At 61.7% G+C, this 23244-nt stretch carries 15 protein-coding genes; 7 read left to right on the forward strand and 8 right to left on the reverse strand.

What is annotated here, in order from left to right; all coding sequences use genetic code 11:
• Window positions 1-13: 13 nt before the first annotated feature.
• From ACQK2L_RS11430 to proB, 3 genes are all read left to right on the forward strand, one after another.
• Window positions 14-1495 carry a WD40 repeat domain-containing protein gene (locus ACQK2L_RS11430; protein WP_425397095.1) on the forward strand — a complete coding sequence of 494 codons (1482 nt, stop codon included), beginning with the start codon at window positions 14-16 and terminating at the stop codon, window positions 1493-1495.
• Window positions 1496-1579: 84 nt separating this feature from the next.
• Window positions 1580-1891: a putative quinol monooxygenase gene (locus ACQK2L_RS11435; protein WP_425397096.1), complete on the forward strand. Its 312-nt coding sequence runs from the start codon at window positions 1580-1582 to the stop codon at window positions 1889-1891.
• Window positions 1892-1971: 80 nt separating this feature from the next.
• Window positions 1972-3126 (forward strand): glutamate 5-kinase, encoded by a 1155-nt coding sequence (proB, locus tag ACQK2L_RS11440; RefSeq protein ID WP_425397097.1) that lies wholly within the window; start codon window positions 1972-1974, stop codon window positions 3124-3126.
• Window positions 3127-3211: 85 nt separating this feature from the next.
• Here proB and ACQK2L_RS11445 read toward each other — a convergent pair whose 3' ends face one another.
• The 4 genes from ACQK2L_RS11445 to ACQK2L_RS11460 form a co-directional block, all read right to left on the reverse strand.
• Window positions 3212-4171, reverse strand: coding sequence for a CNNM domain-containing protein (locus tag ACQK2L_RS11445; protein WP_425397098.1), 960 nt, complete (start codon window positions 4169-4171; stop codon window positions 3212-3214).
• On the reverse strand, window positions 4168-5460 hold the full coding sequence (locus tag ACQK2L_RS11450) for a CNNM domain-containing protein (RefSeq protein WP_425397099.1): 1293 nt from the start codon (window positions 5458-5460) through the stop codon (window positions 4168-4170). The genes ACQK2L_RS11445 and ACQK2L_RS11450 overlap by 4 nt, the downstream gene beginning before the upstream one ends.
• Window positions 5461-5622: 162 nt before the next feature.
• Entirely contained in the window at window positions 5623-5901 is a 279-nt protein-coding gene (locus ACQK2L_RS11455) for a hypothetical protein (protein WP_425397100.1), read from the reverse strand.
• A 79-nt stretch (window positions 5902-5980) separates the two neighbouring features.
• Window positions 5981-6757, reverse strand: a complete 777-nt coding sequence (locus ACQK2L_RS11460; protein ID WP_425397101.1) for an SGNH/GDSL hydrolase family protein — start codon at window positions 6755-6757, stop codon at window positions 5981-5983.
• A gap of 283 nt (window positions 6758-7040) precedes the next feature.
• Between ACQK2L_RS11460 and ACQK2L_RS11465 the strand changes: the two genes are divergently transcribed.
• A complete protein-coding gene (locus ACQK2L_RS11465; protein ID WP_425397102.1) occupies window positions 7041-8873 on the forward strand; it encodes a CotH kinase family protein in 1833 nt (610 codons plus the stop codon).
• A 253-nt stretch (window positions 8874-9126) separates the two neighbouring features.
• Here the strand turns inward: ACQK2L_RS11465 and ACQK2L_RS11470 are convergent, their stop codons facing one another.
• Window positions 9127-9390: a hypothetical protein gene (locus ACQK2L_RS11470; RefSeq protein WP_425397103.1), complete on the reverse strand. Its 264-nt coding sequence runs from the start codon at window positions 9388-9390 to the stop codon at window positions 9127-9129.
• Here ACQK2L_RS11470 and ACQK2L_RS11475 point away from each other — a divergent pair.
• Entirely contained in the window at window positions 9367-10593 is a 1227-nt protein-coding gene (locus ACQK2L_RS11475) for a DMP19 family protein (RefSeq protein WP_425397104.1), read from the forward strand. The two genes, ACQK2L_RS11470 and ACQK2L_RS11475, sit on opposite strands and share 24 nt — an antisense overlap.
• Window positions 10594-10655: 62 nt before the next feature.
• Entirely contained in the window at window positions 10656-13880 is a 3225-nt protein-coding gene (locus tag ACQK2L_RS11480) for a carboxypeptidase regulatory-like domain-containing protein (RefSeq protein ID WP_425397105.1), read from the forward strand.
• A 16-nt stretch (window positions 13881-13896) separates the two neighbouring features.
• On the opposite strand, the gene ACQK2L_RS11485 is transcribed toward ACQK2L_RS11480, so the two are convergent.
• From ACQK2L_RS11485 to pnuC, 3 genes are all read right to left on the reverse strand, one after another.
• Window positions 13897-18567, reverse strand: a complete 4671-nt coding sequence (locus ACQK2L_RS11485; RefSeq protein WP_425397106.1) for a lamin tail domain-containing protein — start codon at window positions 18565-18567, stop codon at window positions 13897-13899.
• A 281-nt stretch (window positions 18568-18848) separates the two neighbouring features.
• On the reverse strand, window positions 18849-19844 hold the full coding sequence (locus ACQK2L_RS11490; RefSeq protein WP_425397107.1) for an AAA family ATPase: 996 nt from the start codon (window positions 19842-19844) through the stop codon (window positions 18849-18851).
• Window positions 19819-20421, reverse strand: a complete 603-nt coding sequence (gene pnuC / locus ACQK2L_RS11495; RefSeq protein ID WP_425397108.1) for a nicotinamide riboside transporter PnuC — start codon at window positions 20419-20421, stop codon at window positions 19819-19821. The genes ACQK2L_RS11490 and pnuC overlap by 26 nt, the downstream gene beginning before the upstream one ends.
• 1500 nt (window positions 20422-21921) lie before the next feature.
• Here pnuC and ACQK2L_RS11500 point away from each other — a divergent pair.
• On the forward strand, window positions 21922-23187 hold the full coding sequence (locus tag ACQK2L_RS11500; RefSeq protein WP_425397109.1) for an MFS transporter: 1266 nt from the start codon (window positions 21922-21924) through the stop codon (window positions 23185-23187).
• The last annotated feature ends 57 nt before the right edge of the window (window positions 23188-23244 follow it).

Genomic DNA, 23244 nt, shown 5'->3' on the forward strand with positions numbered 1-23244 from the left:
AGGACGAGCGGGCATGGAAGATCAGCCTGTCGAAGAGCAAAAATCGGGCGACGAGCAAGCTGCCCAAGAGCAACCGGTCGAAACACCGGCGGCCGAAGCCCCACCGGTCAAACGTCGTTGGTGGCGACGTCCACGCCTGCGGTTCAGTGCGCGCACGCTGTTCATTCTCTTTACGCTGCTGTGCATCGGCATTGGTTGGGGCAGTTTGCACTTCTACCGCAACTATCGCCACGACCAAGCGATGATTGCCATTCGCGAGGCCGGGGGGCGCGTGGCGGGCGAAAAGGATGGCAAGGTCGCCCGCGTCTATCTTCGCAATCCCGATATCGGCAACACAAAGCTGGTCGAACTGCTGGGCCACCTGCGTTACGTTCGTGGCTTGGAGGAGATCGACCTGGTGTTCTTGCCGATCACCGACGAAGTGGCCGAGCAGTTTTATGGCTTTCCCAACCTGAAGAGGTTGTATGTGCATCGCACCGGCCTATCGCCTGAGGGCGTGGAGCGTATCGCTCGGTCCCTGCCGCACGTGGAGGTGAAGATCGACAGGCCCGACCCGGTGGCAACGGGGCTAGCCAACACCACCATCTACAACCACGCGATCATGTCGCTGGCCGTGAACACCGACGGAACCGAGTTCGTCACCGGCAGTGGCGATGGCACGCTGCGGTGGTGGTCGGTCGACAACTTGATGGAGCCGCTGGTAACCAAAGCCCACAAGACGTGGACTTTCGCCGCTGCGTACCACCCCGACGGAAAGCGACTTGCAACCGGGGGTGGCGACAACACGATCCGCTTATGGGACACGGAGACCCACGAGCAACTGGCTGAGCTGAACGGCCACGACGACGACCTTCACGCGCTCGGTTTCTCACCCGACGGCGCGACGCTCTACTCGGCCGGCGACGACAGAACACTGCGGCGTTGGGACTTGAGCGATCCAGAGTATCCCAGCGAGATTATCGGCGAGCACGACGAGCAGATCCCTTGCCTGGCAGTGGACCGCACGACCGGAGACATTCTCACTGGCAGTCGCGACGAAACGATCGGTTGGTGGAATCCGCAAACACCGGAGCGCCGCAGGACACTTACCGAGCACTCCGGCGATGTGATGTCCGTGGCGATCGATGAACCTTCCGGGCGCTTGGCATCGGCCAGCTATGATGGGAAGGTACGGTTGTGGAGTCTGGATGACGGGCAGCCGCTGGAGGTGTTGAACGGGCATCCTGGCCGCGCGTTTCACGTGGCGTTCGACTCGACCGGCAAGATGCTGGCCTCCTCGGGCGAGGATGGTGTGCGGGTGTGGGACGTCGAGACGAATCGTCCGTTGTTCACCTACACCGGCGGCAAGTACGTCGCGACGGTCGCCTTTGCGAACGACGACCAGTGGCTCGTCGCCGCCGACGCCGAGGGTTTTGTGCACGTGGTCGATACGCTCAGCGGCACGCTATACCGCAAGATCGCCACCGCCCGCGCTCACGGAGCGGGCACCCATTGAAGTGCCACCGGTGGCTGAGTCTAATTGTTGGCAAAGTGCGGTCCTTGTTTGCCAACACTCACGCCCAGCCAGAGGAGAATTCCCTTGATTCACGTCATCGCTGCCCTTTCCACCGCTCCGGGTAAACGCGATCAGTTGATCGCTGCGTTCAAGGAGCTGGCCCCCAAGGTCCACGCCGAAGACGGCTGCATCGAGTACGGCACGGCGGTCGATGTCGCGACACCGATCGGTGCGCAAGAGCCGCTGCGGGACGACGTGCTGATGGTGGTCGAGAAGTGGGAGAGCATTCCGGCGCTCGAAGCTCACCTGGCCGCTCCGCACATGGAAGAATTCCGCAACTCGATGAGCGACGTCATCACCGGCATCTCGCTCCAAGTGCTGAAGCCCACCGAATAGAGCGGTAAGAGAGAACTTTCCACTTAATCGCAAATTCACCCGCGGCTAGCGCCGTCGGCTCACCTACTCACCTACTAGCCATGTCCACTCGCCGCAACATCGCCAAAGCTGCCGACACACTGGTAGTGAAGGTCGGCACACGTGTGCTGACCGGGCCGAGCGGTGCGCTTGATTTGGATCGCGTGGCGGGGCTGGCCGATCAGCTGGCGCAGATTGTCGAGGGCGGACGGCGAGTGCTGCTGGTGAGCAGCGGAGCCGTTGGCGCAGGCATTGGGCGGCTGGGAATCGACCGCCGCCCCAGCGATCTGGCCGAACTACAAGCCGTGGCCAGCGTGGGGCAGAGCTGTTTGATCGAAGCCTATAACCGCGCTTTGGAGAAGCACGGCCGCCACGCCGCGCAGGTGTTGCTGACAACCGACGACTTCAACGACCGCTCGCGGTACTTGAACGTTCGCAACACGCTGTTCGCGCTGTTCCGGCTCGGCGCGGTGCCGATCGTGAACGAAAACGATGTCGTCCGCGTCGACGAACTGCAGCGAAGCTTCGGCGACAACGACCGCCTGGCGGCCATGGTCACCAACCTGCTTCGCGCGCCGCTGTTGGTGCTGCTGTCGGACGTCGAAGGCGTGTACGACCTGGAAGCTTCCAGCGGCGAAGAGAAAGTAGTGATTCCCGAGATCGACCTCGACGGCACCGCCGCCGATGGGTTGGTCCGCTCGGACGTCGCGCCGCACCACACAGGGCCGCAGCTCAGCGTCGGCGGCATGCAGAGCAAACTCGAAGCCGCCCGACTGGTCGCCGCGGCCGGCGAGAGCGTGGTGATCGCCAGCGGCCGCCGACCGAACGTTCTGTTGGACATCTTGGCCGGCCATGATGTCGGTACGCTGGTCGTTGGTGCGGACGGTTCCACCAGTTCGCGAAAACGCTGGATCGGCGCTGCCGCGCGGTGCAGCGGCCGACTGGTCGTCGACGCTGGCGCCGCACGAGCCGTGTGCGAGCGGGGCAGCAGCCTCTTGGCCGTTGGCGTCACGCAGGTGGTAGGCGAGTTCAACAAAGGCGACGCCGTGGCGATCGACGACTCCAGCGGCCGCGAAATCGCCCGCGGTCTGACGAACTACACCTCGGCCGAGCTACTAAAGATCGCGGGCCAACAAGCCGACCGCATCGCGGAACTGCTGGGCCACTGTCCGTATACCGAGGTGGTGCATCGGGATAACTTGGCCTTGGTGGGGTAGCGATTCCGCAGTGCAAGTCGCCGGATCGCCACGCGGTCCGTGATTCGCGGAAGCAAGTGTGCCTCCGGCAAACGGTGAAACGCGATCACTCCGCCAAGAGCGCCAGTTGCAGTCGTGCCAGGGTCACGTACCCTACGGTCTGATTCTTGCGATTCACGACTCTCGCGATTGGTGCGTCGACGGCCAGCATGTGCGATAGCGTCGACAGGTACGCCATCCGCTCCTTCACTTCCGGCATAGGGTGGGTGGGTAGTTGCTCTTCGCGGGTCAGCACGCAGTCGCTGGCGCGGACGTAGGAGTGGGCCACGCGCTTGCCGCCTTGGCTGTCTTCCACGGGCAGCAGCGTCTGGCCGGTCCGTCGGGTGATTGCCACGACTTCTTTGGGCGAGGTCTTTTCGGTGATTCGTGGGAAACGCGATGCGGGCTCCACGAAGCCGGCGATCGATTGCGGTCCGAGCGAAATAGTCGCTTGCGCGATCGCCTGCTGCGTTGGCTTCAACAGTCCCACGGCCTGGCCTTCGTCGAGTAGTTCGCCGAGTTCCCGACGGGCGAGCACCATTTGCCAGGGCTCGGGCGACTTGCGGCCGATGGTTTCCAGCAGTTTGTTGAACAGCCACAAGATGAAGCTCACCGGCGCGAACAACACGCCTGCGATGCCAAAGGGAACGCCGCAGCGGCGAAGCATGCGATTCGGCGCGGCCAGGAACACGTTCTTGGGAACCAGTTCGCCGTAGATGAATATGACGGGCGTCAGTAGCAGCGGCAGCACCACGTCGGCTCGGGCCCAGCCCTCGAAACCCGCGTCGGCGAGCATCACGATTGAGGCCGACACCACGTAGTTGGCCACGTTGTTGCCCACCAGCGCGGTGGCGACGAACACCGACGGGTTGTTGGCTGCCCACAACAGCCCGCGACTGATCCAGTCGCCATCCAGGGCGTTGATTAGCAGCCGCGCGCGGTTCAGGCGATAGAAGCCGGTCTCCGAGCCACTGAAGAACGCGCTGAGCAACATGCCCCCCGCGAATAGAACGATGGCGAGCGTCATATGCCCCCTCCGTTCTGCGCGACGTCATCCGCGCCCTGCTGCTCGGGAAGCTTCTCCACGGTAGCGGTCAGCACGCCAGGGCGGGGCGAGTCGGTCACCAGGAATCGGCAATTGCCCCACAGTACCTCGTCGCCCGGCTGTGGCAGCCGCTGCAAGTTCTCCTGCAACATGCCGGCCACGGTAACACTCTTGGCGATCGGCAGCTGGAGCTTCAGTTGCTTGGCCAGCCGCCGCAGCGTGATGGCGCCATCGAGACGGTAGGTGCTTTCGGACAGCGGTTCGATCGATTGCGCTGCGGTGCGCGAAGTGACACGGATCGTGGGATTGGCAAACAACGCGTGCATCACGTCGTCGAGCGTAACGATGCCGACGGTCTCGCCCAACTCGTTGATCACCACCGCCAGGCCGCCGCGGCTGTTTTGCAATACATCGAGCGTGGCCGCCCCGTTCGTGCACCACGGCACATACGGCACCCGCTCGCACTCGGCCTCCAGGTTGGTGTTCGCCACGCCGGAGAGCTGCGAGAGTGGCATCGCGCGGTCGAGTTCTTCCGTGTCTGGCTCGGCTACCAGCAGGTAGTCGCAGTTGGGCGGACTGTTGCGCAGGTCCTCCATCGACACCGGCGCGTGGTAGAACGTGAGTCCCAGCCGCGGTCGCATCAGCTCTTCGGCCTCCATCTCCGAAAGCGACACAATCTGATGCAGCACCAACTCTTCGTGGTGGGCGATGGTCTTGTCGGGCGTGCTGAGCGAGATGGCGCGTTCGATGTCGCGCAGCTCGAGGTACGCCTCACGCTCGAAGCCGGGCAAGAGTGTGCGCAGCGAGATGCGATTGATCGCTTGCAGCGTGGGCAGCACCGGCCGCAGCACGCCGACCGACGCGGAGAGTGGCAAGCTCAACACGGTCGACAGCCACCGGGGCCACAGCACCGCCAGGTTCTTCGGCAGCATTTCGCTCAGCAGGATAATCGTGAGCAGCGCGCCCATGGTGAACGCGGCGGCAGCGCTGGAGTGACCATCGCTATCGAGCGCCAGGCCGATCCGCGAGGCGATGGAGAAGTACCCCACGTTGATCACGAGATTCCAGAACAGGATGCTCGTGAGCAGCCGCTCGGGCGTCGACAGCAGATGCACCACCCGCTTCTGCGCGCGGTTGCCGTGGACGAACCGTTCGCGGTCGTCGCGGGTGAGATAGAACAGCGCGGCCTCGCTGCAGGAAAAGAACGCCGAACCAACCAGCAGCACCAACATGGCAGCCAGCAGCGGACCGAACTGGACTATCAAGCTCACGGCGCGTGGCAGCGGGGACCAAGGGGACGACGAAGGTTAGTCGACTAGTATAGTTTGCCGTACGAGAAAGTGTCAGGTAGCCGGACGGGCAGCGTAGCTGGATTCGCAAGAATTCAGACGACCAACCAATACATCCGAATTCTTGCGAATCCGGCTTCCTTGTCAGTCACTAGAGAGTTTCTCGATCGTTGCACCAAGCTTGCCACAAACGTGCCCCAAGGCGAACGCACCCACGGCCAGCACGAGGGCCGCGAGCCACCAGCCGTGCCGCAGCATCACCACCGCCAGCGTGGCTGAAAGCAGAAAGCCCAGCAGCACCGCCAGGCACCATCGCTGCAATCGGCGGACCTCTTCGTCTTTCGCCGGCCACAGCAGTCCGACCATCCCCTGGAAAGCACCGAGGGCGGGCCGGACGACGATCTCGGCGAGCAGATCGAACATAGCAGCTGGACTGGCAAGAATTTCAGACGGCAATCCAAGACTCCGAATTCTTGCGAATCCGGCTACGTTACGACGAAGCTCACTGTCCCTCGCTGCGAGCTTTCAGCACCTTCCCAATCACCCGCGCGACCTCTTTGCCTTGCGCCTTTTGACCCTTAGCCGTGTAGTGCACGTTGCCCGGTTTGGTCCACCACTCGCTTTGGTGCGGCTTGGTGAAGGAGTACAGGTCGCTCAGCACGATGTCGGGGTACTGCTGGAGCACCTCGCGCGCTGCGGTGTTGTACCGCGCGGCGTCGCCGGCGGCGCGGCCACCCGAGTTCTCTGGCACTGGGGTCGTGGTGGCGTAGACGATTGTGGCGTCGGGGGACGTTTCTTTGAGGTAGTCCAGCGCGTCGGTCAGGTGCTGCTTGTACGCATCGAGCGTGTGTACCTGCGTGCCCCCTTCGCTCACCATTTTCCCGTCCTTCAGGTACTTCAAGTCGTGCAGGCCGACGTTCACCTGGATCACGTCCCACTTCTCGGGCCAGCGACCTTCGGCCACGAACGGTGCCATCGTCTCCTGCAGCTTCTTCATCTTGGGCACGATGGTCGAACTGTTGCCGCCGTTGGTATAGATGCGGTACACGTTCGCCCGGCCCTTGAGTTCCCGCTGCACGAACCGCTGGTAGCCCATCGAAATCGAGTCGCCGTAGATCAACACCGATGGCAGGTCGGGATCGTACTCCGGCAGTTGAAATCCCTCGTCCTTGTGATATCGCTTATCGACAAGGCCGAACCACGCCTTCTCCGCCTCGTCGGCCTGAGCGACATGGGGTAGCACCAATAGCACCAGCAGAACGCACGGGACGATTCGCATCGTGTGGATAACCTCAATAGGGGGGCAGTGAAACCAAGTGTCCAGCATTCTAAGCAGCGGCGAAGCCTGGTCACAACCGAAAGCAGGGTTGGGCACGCGGCCGTGGTGCGCCGCTGTCAGAATTTCGGATTTCTGCGTGCCTAAGAACAAAATACGGACCCCACCGGTACCCTTGGCCACCGGAGTGGTTGCATACTCTATCCGGCGGTGCGACGCGCAATCGACGCTGTAGGGGCGTACGTATTCTCCGCCAGCAACCGCCAAGCTCGAACGATCGAAAGTTATGCTCAAGAAACTGTTGTATCTGTTGCCAATTTTTGTAATGGCTGGCGCCGTGCTAGCTCAGCCTCCGGGTGGGGAGGGGCCGCCACGATTCGGCCGTGGTTTCGGAGGTGGGTTCGGCCCTCCTGGTGGGTTCGGCCAGGACCGCGAATTGCTCGACGAGTTCGACCAGGACAAGAATGGCTGGCTCAACGCCGAGGAGCGCAAGGCGGCCCGCGAGTCGATCTCGAGCGAAGGGAATGAAGGGCGACGTGGCTTTGGACGCGGCGGTCCGGGGCGTGGTGGTCCAGGACGCGGCGGGCCTCGCTTTGGACGTGGCAATCGCGAGCCAGCCAAACCCGGCCGCGCGGTATCGCCCGATGCGGTCGAGCACTACCCTAACGAGTCACTCTATTCGCCGAAGGTGCTCCGCACGTTGTTCCTCGAGTTCGACTCTGATGATTGGGAGTCGGAACTCGAGTCGTTCAAAGGCACCGACGTCGACGTGGTCGCCAAGCTTACCGTCGACGGCAAAACCTATCCCGGCGTGGGAGTTCACTTTCGCGGCATGTCGTCGTACATGATGGTGCCCTCGGGCTACAAGCGTTCGCTCAACGTATCGCTCGACACCGTGGACGAGGACCAGCGGCTGTACGGTTACAAGACGCTCAACCTGCTGAACTGCAATGGCGACTCGTCGCTGATGAGCACGGTGCTCTACTCCGATTTGGCCAACGAGCACGTTCCCGCGCCGAAGGCCAACTTCGTCGAGGTCGTCATCAACGGCAAGAGCTGGGGCGTGTACGCTAGCGTGCAGCAGATGGACAAAATATTCACCAAGGAGCACTTCAAGACCTCGGTCGGCACACGCTGGAAGGTGCCCGGCAATCCCGGCGCCGATGGCGGATTGCGATACCTGGGCGACGACCTCGAGCCATACAAGTCGCGGTTCGAGATGAAGTCCGACGATGGCAAGAAGGAGTGGGATGCACTGGTCGAACTGTGCCAGGTGCTGAACGAAACGCCCATGGACGAGTTGCCCAAGAAGATCGAACCGATCCTCGACGTCGACGAGGTGCTGTGGTTCCTGGCGTACGACGTCGCCCTGGTGAATAGCGACGGTTACTGGACCCGAGCCAGCGACTACTACCTGTTCCGCGACTCCGAGGGCGTGTTCCACACCATTCCGCACGACATGAACGAAGCGTTCAATTCCGGCCACGGCGGCCCACCCGGTGGCGGACGTCGTGGTGGCGGTCCTCCAGGCGGCTTCGGTCAAGGTGGGTTTGGACCACCCGATGGTGGCCCGCCGGAAGGACCAGGACCCGGTGGTTTTGGCCCAGGTGGTTTTGGTCCACCGCCGGAAGGTCCGCCCGGCGACTTTCTACAATTCGGCGGCGAACGCCCTCGTAATGCGGAAGGCGAGGACGGTGCCGAGGATCCGCGCGAACGCCGACGTGGCGACCGACGTTTTGGTCGCGGCGGCCCAGGTGGCGGGCGCGGCTTCGGACCCGGCCATGGCGGACCCGATCTCGATCCGTTGGTCGGCATCGACAACGAGCGAATGCCGCTTCGCAGCCGCTTGCTGCAAGTGCCCGAGTACCGCGAGCGCTACCTGGCGTACGTCCGCGACATCGCGGAGCAGCAACTCGATTGGTCGCACTTCGGCGAAAAGGTTGCGCGCAACCGCGAGTTGATCGAAAACGCGGTGGAGCAAGATACGCGCAAACTCTCCACCACCGAAGCGTTCCACGAGGCGACCGCCACCGACAACGCCGCCGGCGAAGCCTCGCTCCGCCATTTCGTCGAGAAGCGGGCCGAGTATCTCAAGTCGTATAAGCCGGCGGAAAAATAGCCGTCTTCAGCAGCGCACGCGTGCGGAAGCTTGCCGAGCACCGCACGTGTGCGGCTATGCTGTAAGTGAATGCTTGCAGTAATGGAATCGCTGGAACATGCCCGCCGCCTGTGCGGGCTCTTCTCTCGACAGTTGCATCGCGGCGCGTCCCGGGGCTATGCTTGAGCGGGTGGGTCGAGCGACCTCATTGATGCAGTGTGGCCCGCGGCACCGCGCCCGTAGAATTCTGCCAAGCGAGAAGTGGTCGAAAGAATCAATTCTGAATAGGGGCGAGAGCATGCGTGGGGGAGTGGCATTCGTAGCGATAGTGCTCGTCGTTGTGGCTGTCGTTGGCCTGTTCTGGTTGTTGTCGAGAGAGTCGGTGGAGAATTCCGAGGGGTTCTTGGAATACGTCAGGAACCCCGACGCGCCCGACGACTTCAAGGCCGAGATCGCCGCTCGTGACCAAGCGGTAGCCGAACTGGCCACCCGACCGCCCGAGGAATTGGTCGCCATGCTGATCGAAGATGCGGATCAATTCGGAATGCCTGCGCGGGCGATCGAAGTGGCGGGCCCGCAAGTGGTGCCCGCATTGCTCGCGGCTGTGAGCGATCCGCGATTTCGTGGAGGCAGTCAAAAGAGCTCATTTGGGACCACAGTTGAACCTTTGGAGGGAGTACTAAGCTGTCTTCAGTCTCTGGCGCCTCCAGAAGCGGTTGCTGTCGTGCTTCCTTTAGTGACCGATAAGAATGACATGATCCGCAAGGAAGTGGCATTGCTGTTAGGCACGATTGCAAGTGACGAAGCCGCCGAGCCGCTGGTGCAGTTGCTGCAGGACGAGGATGACTACGTTCGCTGTTACGGGATGATGGGCGTGCTTCGCGCCCACGAGGCAGGCCGCATTTCAGAAGGGTTTCGGCCACCCGTTTTTGAAGCGATAGCACCGTTGGCATTTCGTCGAGTGATGTCTGGAGGCGATGACGCAGCTCGCTGCTTGTTAGTGCTCGATCGAGAAAAGGCCATCCCTTTGCTTTCCGACCCCTCGAAAGTGAGGGCGGATCAGGAGAATCTCCCCGACGTCATGGAGGCACTGCGCGACGCGAATGTTCAGATCGACGAACCTCTCTTGCTCGCCATTCTCGACGACCTGGATGGCAATGCAGAAGAGTACCCAGAACGCAATGTTGTGGGTGAGACACTGCTGATGCTGGCCACAATTGGCTCGGATACTGCTGCAAGAGCAATCGAGCGACATCAGAACCATCCCTCGAAAGATGTCCGCCAGTATGCTGCCGAAGCCCAGTCTTTGCTGATCGGAATCGACAATCCAATAGTGCAGCTGTGGGAGAGAGTCGAAGGCGAGGGATGGGAGAGCCTGACAGTTCCGCAGCAGCACACGCTTGCAGTCAGGGTGCTTATCGACGAGGTGAATAATGGCGGCTTCTTACAGTACTTTGTGAATAGTAGCGGTTCACATTGGCAGGAGGCGTTAGCGGGCCTGAAGGCGATCGGCGCGCAACGCGACGCAGTCATCTTCTCAGAAGTGCTGGCGCAGTTCGGCAACGATAAACCGAGTACGGACCGCAGCAAGCGGCACGGTCAAACTGCACAGATTGCGGAGAAAAACGATCGTCCGTTCGAGCAGTGGGAACGCGATTTCTATAAGGATCACGACGGCCGTGAGGCATTGTTGTTGCAATACATTTTGAAACACAGAGAGGATTTTGGCGCCAGCGACTAGTAAGCTCGCTGGGCAGTTATCCGTCGGGCGACGGAATCTCTGAAGAGAAGGGGAAGGCGATCATGAGTGATACCACTCGCATCGAGAGGCTGCTGAACCGAGTCACCAAGCTGGCTATCTGGCGGTGGAGGCACTTCGCCGCGGTGATGTTCGCTGTTGTTGTGAGCATGAGTTGTGCAGTTGCTCAAGACGCAGCCGCAGACGAACAGCAGTCGAAGCCGCCAGAGAGCAAAGCCGTGCTGAGCGGCAAGATTGTGGACGATTCAGGCGCGCCGGTTACCGACGCGACGATCAACCTGATGGGCAAGACTCGCAAGCCCGACGGGAGCACGGATTACCATACGACCAAGACCGACTCCGAGGGGCGTTACGCTTTTGACTCCGTATCGCAGATGGACACGTACCGTCTGCGGATCGAGTCGACCAGATGTGTCGGTTTGAACGACTGGCGAGCGCTGCCCGAGTTGCAGCTGTCGCCGCTGAGTGAGATGACGCGCGATTTCGAGCTGCAGCGCGCGTGCGTGGTTCGCATCCAAGTGGTGAACGAGCAGAACAAGCCAGTTAAAGGGGTGCGCATCTACGTCGCCGCACTCTCGAGCGAGCGATTTCGCAACTCCGACGCGAGCAGCACCGACGAAGACGGTTGGGCGACGTTGGGCGGCCTGGCGCCGTCGCAGGTGCAGTACATTTTTGGCACTTCGCACAGCGACTATGCGTTCGCCAAGCTAACCATGAAGCTGGACGATCCCGACCAGAAGTACGAGGAGAAAATCGTGCTGTCGCGGGGCGTCGAAGTGAAGGGAGTCGCCATTTGCTCCGATGGCAAGCCGGCCGTGGGTTGGACCGTGAATGCCATGCCCAGTTGGTGGCACTTTGGCGCCCATCCTCGGGGCATGGCCATCGATAACAAAGGTGGCTTCACGCTGCCGCACGTCGCGCCCGGCAAGTACGATGTGTCGGTCAGCGTTCCGACTGGAGAAGGGATGTTCCGCCAACAGGACGTGCTCGCCGATGCGCAGCTGCCTCCCTCGAGCGGAGTGCTGGAGCTGAACCTTCCTATCCTGTCGCCCAAGTCGATGGTGGCCATTATTGGGACCATCAAAATCGAAGGCCAACCACTGAAAGAGAGCATCTCTATCTCTGCCAGCTCCGAAGATGGGCAGCACCGCGGGCATGGGTCTTTTGAGGCCGGCGAGCGTGAGTTCCGCATTTCGCCGCTACCGCCTGGGCGTTACACGCTCACCTTCAGCTCCACTGGAGTCGAGCAAGTGCGGCTCGAAGGGGTGGAAGCTCCTACCGACGAAGTGGAAGTGACGCTGAAGTCCGTTGGCAAGCCGCGACTGTCGGGCAGTGTGGTCCGCGCCGACACGAAAGAACCCCTGCAGCACTTCCGCGTGCGGGTGCTCAAGGTCGGTTACCTGCGCGGTCCCAACTACGTGCAGGACTCCAACTGGCAAACCGTCGACGATCCGCTCGGGCTGTTTTCGTTGGAACTCGTCGGGCCGGGCATTTACCAGGTGGTGGTCGATGCCGACGGACGGGCGCCGACCAGGAGCGACCGCATCAACACCGACGAGTTCGATGGCGCGCCGCTGTGGCTGGAAATGGACGAAGGCGTCACGCTGCGCGGCATGGTCGTCGACGAACAAGGCAACCCGATCGATGGGGCCACCGTAACGGCCGGGTCGTACGCCACCGGTCCGACGGCCGCCAACGAGGCCTCCACCACCGCGGAGGACAACTCGGTCCAGACGGTTGCCGGCAAGTTCGAGATTCCGAACCTCCCCGCCGGCGAGGAAGTTCTCATCATTGAACATCCCGATTTCTGCGCGGCCACCACCGAGCCTTTTACCGTGGGAACCACCGACCACGAGTTGGATTCCATCACTCTTGTTGAAGGCGGTACCATCCAGGGCCATGTGTACGACAGCAGCGGCAAGCCCGAAGCGAATGTCACGTTGCACGTGCAGGATAACTACGGCTACAGCGGGGGTGGCGACCGACAGGCTGGACGGCTGGCGACGGCGGTGACCGACGAGAACGGTCGCTACACGGCTCGCCATTTGCCGGAGGAGCTCTGCTACGTGCAGCGCGCCGAAGAGTGGTCGAGCATAGGGGTCGTCCGCACGGCGGTGCTGCCGATCAATGGCGAGACGTCGCAGGTCGACCTTGGAGGGCCCGAGGCGGCGACAGGGCGATTGCTGACCAATGGCGAACCCCTGCAAAACCAGCGAGTTCAAATTGCCGGCGACAGTCCTCACTTCGGCGTCTACAAAGCGTACTCCCAGACGGACGACGATGGGAACTTTACCTTCTGGGGCCCGGCACCCAGTAAACGCGTGCTCTACTACTGCGCGCCGGGCACGCGGAGTGAGTGGGTTCGTGCGTGCGAGGTGCAGATCGATCCCGAAAAACCAGCGGCCGACATCTTTGGCGAGATCGACGCCCGCGCCGTCACGCTGTCGGTGCCGGTCACTGGTGTTGCTGAGGACGAGTTGTCGAAGGTGCGCGTGTCGTTGCAGGAGTACAACCCACGATGGCCCACTGGAAACAGAGTGGGAGTGCTGCAGTCGCGTCAGCAATTGACGGATCCCTTTGTCATCAGCCGCGTACCGCCAGGGCGATACGACCTTGTGTGCCGACATGCCGACAACAACCTCGCTCTCCGGATTCAGATCGATGTATCGACTGAAAAGTCCGAGCAGCAAATCCCTGTCGAGTGGCCTGCGCAGACCGGCACCCTCGAGGTGCGATTCGATGAGGATGCGTTCGGTCTCGAAGCGTTTTCCAATGCTCCCAACCTTTGGAGCACCGATGGCCGGGTCAATGCGACGGTGTATCCGCGCGAAGGGAATGCGGTTCGGTACGAGAACCTGCCTGCCGGCGATTACTACCTGGCCGACGCCGACATTCGCAACCCGCCGCGCGTGCTGGAGTTTTCGGTTGCCCCTGGCGGTGAAGAAATCCTCGAGCTCACGGCCGAGAACTATCAGCCGCCTGCGAACAAAGTCGGCATGCTGGTGGTGAAGTGCTACACACCCGACGGTGTTCCCTTGGAAGGCTGCGACGTTGAACTGACGAGCAATTCCGGCACTGCCTACCAAAGCAGCAACCAGTACGGGCGGATCACCATGGCGGGCGACCCGGGTGACTACACGATGACCGTGACCTATCCAGGATACCAACCGGTCGAGCAGCAGGTCACCATCAAGCCGCTCGACGCGGATGGTCGAGTGACGGGCGACGTCACCGTGCAGATTCGATTGCAGCGCGCGGCTGGTGAGTAGCGACGCTCGCGAAGCGTTACTCCTCGCCGGGCCCCCAACCGATCTGCAAGGCGGTGTCGGTCAGCGTTTCGGTTTCGTTAGCGGTTACTGCGGGCTCGGAGAACGAAGTCGGGTCACGTTCGATCGGTTCGACCACATCCAGGAGCAGTAGGTCGTCCGCTGGCTCGTACAATTGCTCGATCGCCTGAGCGTAGGCCGACTGGCTGGCGCTGTCAGTGGAATGCCCTGCTGTGGGCGAACTAGGCGAGACCGAATAACTGGCTAGCGCGGTCACGGCGGCCGGTTCGTCGTCTTCGGTGAGCGTGCTGATCGCCAACGGAGCTTGCGGGGCCGCTGCGCCCAGGTTGTTTCGCCACACCGCGTAGTCGGCCAGGCTCACCTGGCCATCGCGGTTGCCATCGGCGCTGAAGCCGGTGTCGACGCTCGAGCCGAACGCACTTTTCCAAACCTGGTAGTCGGCCTGGTCGACCACGCCGCTGGCGTCGTAGTCGCCGGGGATCGGATAGCCCGCATTGCCCGGCGAGCCGCCCCAGTAGAGGCTCGCGCGCCAGTTCGCGGGATCATTGGCATCGCCCATCGGGTCGATGATCTCGAGCGACTGTCCTTGGCCATCGGGCGAGGTGGGCCAGGGTGGGTCGTCGCTGTAGTCGAAGCTTTGGATCAACTGTCCCGTGGCGTCGAGCAGCGTGATGGTCTCGCCACCGTTGCTCAGGTTGCGGTTGGCAAACCCGTCGAGCGCGACGTTCAGCCCGGTGCCGTAGGCAGACTCGAACGCTTCAGTGTTGCGGGCGACGATGATGTACTCGCCGGGCGCGAGCGTCTGGCCGGTGGCGAACACGTACGGCTCGGAGGCGAAGTCGGCAATCTGTACGTAAGACAAGTCGACGGGCTCGCTGCCGGTGTTCAGGATCTCGATGAATTCCTGATCGTCTTCGTCCACCAAAGCTGGATTGAAGGGATGGTAGTGCAGTTCGGTGATTCGCAGCGTGGGCACCGTGGCGGGAATTTCGACGGTGAACTCAACTGGATCCGACCAGTGGCTCCAACGCCCCGTGTCGTCCTGCATCCGCACCCGGGCGCGGTGCGTCGCGCCGGCCGTGACGGCCGAGGCCGGTGGGGCGATGGTGTCGTCGAACGTGGTGAGCTCACCCGACTCCCAACTGGCAGTCCACTCGTCGAGGAAGATCGTTTCGGAGTCGAGCCCAGCCGAGGCTTCGGTAACTTCGGAGATGCGCCACTCGATGGCGGCGAAGCCGTCGCTTTGGGGATCGGAGTACGCCGAAGTCTGGAACGCCAGACCGGTGGCCGACATGCTCGGGTCGCCCACGTAGGTGATCGTCGGCGTGTTGGGTATCAGGGCCTCCTCGCCGGATGCGACGAGTTGGTCGTCGAGGTAAGCCGCCCGGCCGCCGGCTCCCACGAACCCGGTGCCCGCTCCGCCGCTGGGCCAATTGCCGCCAACGAAGGCAAAGTTGAGCATGTCCTGCACGAGGTTGTCGATCGAGACGATACCAGCGCCGGTAAGTCCATCGTAGTTGCCCACCGCATCGGGCGCGCCCTGCCACCGTGCGCGGTCGGCCGCTTCCAGCGGAAGTAGCGTGGAGGCCAACTCGTAGATCATGCCTTCGAGTTGGTCGGGCTGCCACACGAGGTCGCGCAGCTCGCGGAGCATGTTGTAGTAGTCGGGCGAGACCAGCGCTTCGCTGTACAGGCTGTTGTTGTTCTCGAACAACGCGTCGTAGACCAGATCATGCCCTTCGTTCCAGGTGGGGCCCCAAGTGGCGTCGGTGTCCCACGGCAGCAACCACAGTTTGCCGAGGTAGTCGTTCTCGGCCGTGTAGTCGGGCTCGAAGTAGTACGCCATGTTCTTATTGGCAGTCGGCCAATAGTCGTAGTGCCGCACCGCCTCGACCACCGCGTAGTAGATGTAATACTTCTCGAGGTTCACCCGGTACTCGATATCGGTGCTGGTGCGCGATAGCACGTACTCGACGTAGTCGTGGTCCGAACCATCATTCACCGCGTTAGGTGCTTGGTAGTCTTGTTGACGCAGCGCGTCTTGCGATTGGTTGATCAGCTTGTAGAGGTTGCCTTCGTCCAGGTCGTGCGCGTCGAGGAACCGCTTGTCGTAGTCTTCCAGCGCGAAGTTGATGCCCCAGAAGTCGCCGTTCCACTGGTCGGGTGACTCGGCCGCGTCGTCGATCACGCGGAACTGGAACCAGTGCGTCTCGATGGCCGGCAGCCCCAGCATGTTGAACAGTTGCAGGCTCATCGCCTCGTTCAAGGCGTAGGTCAGCGTTTGATGGTTGTCGAACCCCTTGCCGGTGGTCAGCGTCCTCCACTTTTCAGGGTAAGGATTGCCCTGTTGATCGAGCGGCTCGAACCAATTGCCGTCGTTGAAGCGGAACCGCATGCTCCGCTTGCCTTCGCTGTAGTAGCGGCCATTCGCGCCGCGCAGGCGGTAGTGGATGTTGTCGTACACCTGGCCGTTGTAGACCATCGTGCCCGACCAGTTCCACGCGAAGCGGGCCTCGGTGCCTTGGGCGATCTGGTCGGCCGGGTCGTACGCTATCGCTTCGGAGAGGTCGTCGGCTCGCGTTAGCAAGTGATAGACTGGCAGCGATGCCAGTGCGTCGGCATCCGCCAGCACCGCGCCGCCGTTGCTCTGGTACTCGGGCACTCCGTCGTAAACGAAGTAGGCGAAGTTCAGCGACGCGTCGTCGGCGTAGGGTGCGAGGCTGCTGGCGCCCAGCGTGTCGGTCACCTGCAGGCGGTAACGTACCAGCGTGCGGTGCGCCTGGGCGGGGATCGTGGCGGTGTAAACGCCATCGCCGGCTACCTGGTCGGCGCCGGTGCCATCGTCGACCATCGCGATGGTGGTCCAGTTGGCGAGATCGAAGTACTCGGGGTTGGCGGTCGGTTCCGCTTCGGGGTTGGCGAGCAAATCGTTATGCGGAACGGGAAGCGTTGCGGGGAGATACTTACCTGGCAAGACAATCTGGTACTGCAACTCGACCGAGGCGACACCGTCGGGATCGCTCACTTCGGCGGTAACCACGCCCGAGGAGGAGGAGACGTCGCCGCCGTCCAAGTCGACGTCTTCAATCGCTGGCGCGGCGTTGGCCGACAGCACGTTGTTGGCCGCGCCCGGCGTGGCGCGAGGCAAGTTGACGGAGATATGAACCGAACGCGTCGCGGTGCCGTCTTCGTTGGTAGCCGTCAGCGTGTAAGTGGTCGAATCGCTAGGCGTGACCACCACTTGCGTTTGCCCCAGCACGCTGCCCACGTCGGGCGCGATGCTCAGCGTATCGGCTCCGTCGACATCCCACGAAAGCGTGACCGACTGGCCGGGGACCGCTTCGGTAACATCGGCTTCGAACAAGTTAATCGCCGGGCCCATGGCCACTGCGTCGGGACCCTCGCTGAAGCTGGCCGCGATCTCGCTGGTGCCGAGCGCCCGATCGTAGATGCGGAACTCGTTATGCCGACCGTCGAACAGCGGGTCGGGCCACTGCGAGCGGCCCAGCCAGTTGTTCACGTCGTTCAGATCCTCCAGGTCGATCAGCGTGGCGCTGGTGCCGATCTCCTGGCCGTTGATATAGAGCGTTTGTGTGTTGTTCGCGCCATCCCAAACAACCGCAAAGTGCGACTCGACATTCGTGTCGGCATCCTGCGTCCAGTCAACCCAACTTTCAGCGCCGCTGGCGCCGAGTCGGTGCGTAATGCGCACGGTTCCGGGACCAGAATCGGGGATCAGAGTGATGTAGTTCTGACCGCCCGCGCCGGTCGACTGGTCTTCACCACCATCGCTACGACCGAAGGAGAAGATCTCGGCCCAGGTTCGATTGCGAGTGACCGTGCCCCACCATTCGAACGTGGCGCTCTCGCCTAGGTCGGAAATGATGCCGTTGGGCAAGTCGACGTAAGCGCCTGTGGTGAAAGTGCCTTGGTTCGACCCTTGCCCGCTATTGCCGCTTACATCGAGTTGGCCATTCTGAAAGCCTGCCAGTCCCTCTGGATCGACCAACGTGCCGTCGGCGCCGCCCACGCTGTCGACCAGGTTGCCCGAGAAGCTCCAGCGATGCACCAGGTCGTTCAGCGAGCCACTGGCCGCGGGTGGATCTTCTTCGACTTCGCCGAACAGCGGCGCGGTGTAAGCCGGTCGCCAGTTGCTGCCGAGGTTGTTGTCGAGCTGCGGATTGATCAGCTCTAGCGAAACGCCTTCGCCGTCGGGCGCGATTGGCCAGGGGAACTCTGTCTGGTATTCCACTTCGTCGATCAGCGCGCCGAGGTCGTCAGACAGCGCGACGCGCTCGCCGCCGTTGCTCAGTCCGCCGGAATACATGCCCACCGCCACGACCCCAAACTCCGAGAGCAGCGTCGCCGGATCTTGCGCGACAACAACATAGCCGCCAGCGGGAATTGTTTGACCTGGTTCGAAGGTGTAGTCGATGCCGTCGCTGAAGCTCCACCCAGAGATGTCGACCTCGGTGGCGGCCGTGTTGTGCAGCTCGACGAACTCTTCGAAGCTGGTGTTGTCGTCGGCGTTGTAGTGTAGTTCGTTGATCACCACCGCCAGGAGATGACGGTTCTCCAGCGACTCGATCCGTAGCTTCCGCCTCGAGTGTTGGTTGGTGCGCTGTGAAAAGAGAGAGCGTGCCTTACGCCCTCGACCGAATACCGCCATGCTCGCCTGTTCCTGTCCGCGCTGGAGTAGTTGCCGTCCGGCGCGGGCAATCGCCCCCCAGATCGCCCGCTATCTGCAATATGGCGAGCAACGCCCGAGTGGAACGAAAACCCACCACCGAGCGACACTTTTCGGAGAGAAGAGGGCTGAGATCACGGATGCCCGCAAGATGGGCGGCCACGCTAAGGGCTCGCACGGTGCCTGGGGACGAGCTCCGCGAGCCCCCAGCAAATGGGTTTGGGGGCTCGTTGCACTCGTCCCCAGCCACCCCCGGCGTTGTGTCAGGCTTCCGCACGCCACTTATCGAATTTCGCCAACACTCGCTCGACTTCAGCGATCCGCTCGTCGAGCGAGCCGCGTAGCGTGACGTACTGGCGCCCGAGGCGATGGAGCTCGTCGAGTACCCGTTGCTGCATGTCGGCGCGGTTGGCCTCGCCCGATCGATCTTCGGTGTCGTCGTAGGGAATATCGTCGTCGCACAGCAGGCACAAGTCGTATCGTTGCGGAGTCTGGTCGGCCAACTCGCGCAGCGCGGCGGCCGGTTGGCCGTGGTAGTAGTCGGCGAACACCGTGGTGGTCGACGCGTCGGTGTCGACGAAGAAGTACTCGCGTGCTTCGTGCACCAAACGATCTTCGCGCTCGCGATGCCCCACGGCAATCTCCACCAACTGCTCGGGCGTCAGGCGTCGCTGATGCTGATGGGCTTCCCAGTACTCGCGGCCGTACTCGGGCATCCACACGGTGTTGAATCGCGCGGCGAGCGACGCGCACAAGGTAGTCTTGCCCGTCGACGGTGCTCCGACCAGTACGACCCACGTTACCAGGTCGCGATACACGAGCGGATCGACAAACTGCCGATGGCGGTACGGATCATCGCGAATCTGCGTGGCCGAAATCGGAACCAACTGCCGGGCTTCGTCCACGCGGCAATCCTGTGCACCGAGGGCGCGGCTCACATGATCGCCGTAGAATTCGCTGGAATAGAAATGGGTGATCGGCCGCCCATCGAGCACGCGGAGGATGTACTCCTCGTGCATCGCGCGAATCTCCGGCGTGTCGCCTACTTCCATGGGGCCATCGCGGCACTCGATGATGTGGATGCTGGGATACAGCTTTCGAATCCAACCGGCTCGCACCTCCAGCGGCACCTGCGTGAACTCCGGCGCGTGGTAGATCATCACCATCACCGAGTCGCACTCGGCGAGCGCCCGCTCGATCACCGCTTGGTGGCCGTGGTGCAGCGGAGCGAACTTACCGAGTGTGAGTCCCGTCTTCATGCGTATGTTCTTCGCGACGATCTTTGAGCCAACTGGCTCGCCAGGCAAAGTACCCGGCGGTCGCCAAGCACAGGAACACCGCATACAGCCCGGCGGTGTACAGCAGGTCTTTCTGGTAGTAAACGCCGATCGCCACGATGTCGACCGCAATCCAGTACCACCACGATTCTAAACGCTTCTGCGCCATAAGCCACTGCGCCACCAGACTCGCAACGGTGGTAAACGCGTCGGCGTAGGGCAGGGCGGCATCCGTGTACCGCTGCATCGCCCAACCCACCCCGGCCGTGCCGGCAGCGATCAACAGCATCCACAGCAAGTTGGCCTGATGCGTGATCCGAGAGACCGGCAGCCGACTACGCCGCTCGCCCCCGGTAAGCCAATGATGCCAGCCATAGATCTGCAGGCCGACGTACACAAAGTGCAGCAGCACATCGGAATAGAGCTTCGCCACCGCAAAGATATAGATATAAAGCACCACCTGCACCAACCCGGTCGGCCAGCACCAGATGTTCTGCCGAATGGTAAACCACACGCAGAGCAAGCCAAACACAACGGCGATAGGTTCGAGGTAGGCCATGGGGGGCGAAATAAATGCGTGACTGGTACGTGGGGAGTATACTTGGCGAGGTGCTGGGAGCACAGAATAGAACGCTAGTCGACACTAGTTAGCATTGGTGGAGATTAACACTTTTTTGTGTTCCACACTCCCCCTCTGTTTACTCAGTTGCCTCCTGTCCAATAACCACAACCGGCTTTCGTGAGTGTCATGCGATTTCGGCTCCGAACCTTACTGGTCGCTACTCTGTTTGTAGCTGCGATCGCCGCTGGAATTGGATGGTGGTGGCGGCAGCCGAAACCTCTGATGTCCCAGATAATCATTCCAAATATCCCAGTGGATGTTACCATTCCGCCTTCCAACACGCAGCGTTACGTGTTAGTAAGGCGGCTGGAACTCGTGGATAAGTCAGGCGCAGCGGTGGACCCCATGACCCCAATTATTCCGATTGAGCTGGCATACCGACCAGGTAACCTAGGTCCCAGGTCAGTCCATGAGGTCGAAGTTCAGATAATTCCACTGAATGCTGAATCAGAAGGGGATGCGATAGAGCTTTTGGTCCAAGCAACGCTGGAGACACCAGGCAAGCAGGCTCACTTGAACGTCTACCAATCCAGGAAGTTGCTGGGGCAATTGGATCTGAAGGGGTGGGACCCAACGGCATGTACCGTCTTTGACCCTCCCTGGCCAGGCGACCATGGGCGGATTGTATGCCTCTATACTTGCCCACCCAGAAATGGCGTGCCACCCCAAGGATACTACGAAGTTTGGATAGTAGAGCGGTCTGACTCCGAGACAGAAACACGGGAAGAGGCGGAACGCTAATGGCTCTATTGGCGTTTTAGAATCTCCTCCGCAGAGTCTGCTGCCTCCAGTTCCTTCTTTCGCCAAGGCTGCGCATCTGGCGCCGCTGGTAACGGAATGAATTCCGTTCTACGTGCGACCGCGATTTCCCCATTTCTTCACCACCGCTTGTAGGAATCTTACACTCGCTGTGGGACAATCTGGGGGCAGAGCGTGCCGCACTTCCCGGTGCTCTGCGGCGAAGTAGCTGCGGGCGGTCATGTTTCTGGGTCGCTGGGGATGGTCTCCGGCTCGCTGGGGTTTTGTCCCACTTGGAGGGTTTTGGTCCAGCGCTGGAACATGCGGGGAACAACGCGAAGGGTTTTGTCGCACCCCCCGTTTGGTTTGGTCGAGAAAACAAGTAGTTTCACCACTTAGGGGGGACCAAAACGCCTGGGGTTTTGGGCCCATGGATCGTGTTGTGGGACAAAACCCCGATTGGGGGCCATGAGTCGTTTGCCCACAACACAGGACCAGAACCACTTTGCTATCGTGAGCGAACCCCAACGCACCGAGGCATGTCGAATGGGTCGTGAAGGAGTCTTGGTTCATGAATAATTATTACTCTGTGTGCGGAGATTCGCGGACCGCGTGGCGGTCCGGCTGGTCTCTATTCGAATGGTAACACGGAACTAGCTCCGAGCCCCCAGTCCCCAGCCACCCCCTGACCTCTCCGCAATGATCAACATCGTCTATCGCCGGTATCGGGCCGCGTTCGAAGGGTTGCCCTTCGAACTGTGGATCATGGCGCTGATGATGCTGGTGAATCGGGCGGGGGCGATGGTGCTTGCTTACCTGACGTTGTACCTCACCAGCACCGTGGGCATGACCGAAGTGTCGGCCGGGCGGATGATTAGCGTGTTCGGCGCCGGGTCGATCGTGGGTTCCTACCTGGGTGGGCGGCTGGTGGATTGGATCGGCGCGATTCGCGTGCAGACCTTGTGCCTGCTGGCCGCGGTGCCGGGGTACCTGATGATGATGCTGTGGGTCGACACGTGGGCGATCACCGTGAACCTGTTCCTCTTGAGCCTGGCGACCGAAGCAGTGCGGCCGGCCAATGCCACGGTGGTGACCAAGCTGACCAAACCCGAAGATCGTGCGCGGGCGTTTGCCCTGCAGCGCCTGGCGGCCAACTTGGGTTTCGCCGTTGGTGGTGCGGTGGGTGGTGTGCTGGCCGAGATCGATTTTCGGTTGTTGTTCATCGTCGACGCAGGAACCACCTTCGCGGCCGCGTGCATCTTGATCGCTTACTTTCAGTTCCGTCGGTTGCCGGGGGAGGTGAAACGGAGCGAGAACACAGCCACCGCGACTCCCATGACCGACTTCGTGTTCCTGGCGTTCCTCGCGCTGTTTGTGCTGGCCACGATGGTGTTCTTTCAATTCCTGTCGACTTACACGTTGTACTTGGAGAATCAGTATGGGCTGAGCAGGCCGCAGATCGGTGCGCTGTTTGCCGTGAACACGTTGGTGATCGTGGCTTTGGAGATGGTGCTGATCGACTACGTGAAGCGATGGCCGCTACTTTGGACCGTGGGCTGGGGATGCTTCTTCAGTTGCCTGGGGTTCGGGCTGTTGCCGTTTGGGTCGACATTCTCGTTTGCCGTGTTGGCGATGCTGGTGATGACGCTGGGCGAGATGCTCTCGATGCCGCTGGCAGCCGGGTACGTGGCCAACCGCGCGCCGGTGGGTTGCGAAGGTCGGTACATGGGCTGGTGGGCGATGGGTATCGCGCTGGCGTTTGTGTTCGGCCCGATCATCGGAACGACCGTGTACCAATCGAATCCCGACATGGTGTGGTACATCTCGATCGTGGTGGGATTCGTGGTGCTGGTGGGTTATTACCTGCTGCCGCGGAGCGCGCTGGAAGAGGACCAGTCGCTGGTGACCGAAGAAGCACTGGCGCCGACCGAGCCGGCCGATCTGGTGGCCGAGTCGGCCAGTTGAGCACAATCACTTCCGCAGTTTTGTTTCACCCCCTCTCCTAACCTCTCCCCGCGAGGG

The sequence above is a fragment of the Aeoliella sp. genome (genome assembly GCF_965227375.1).
GTDB lineage: Bacteria > Planctomycetota > Planctomycetia > Pirellulales > Lacipirellulaceae > Aeoliella.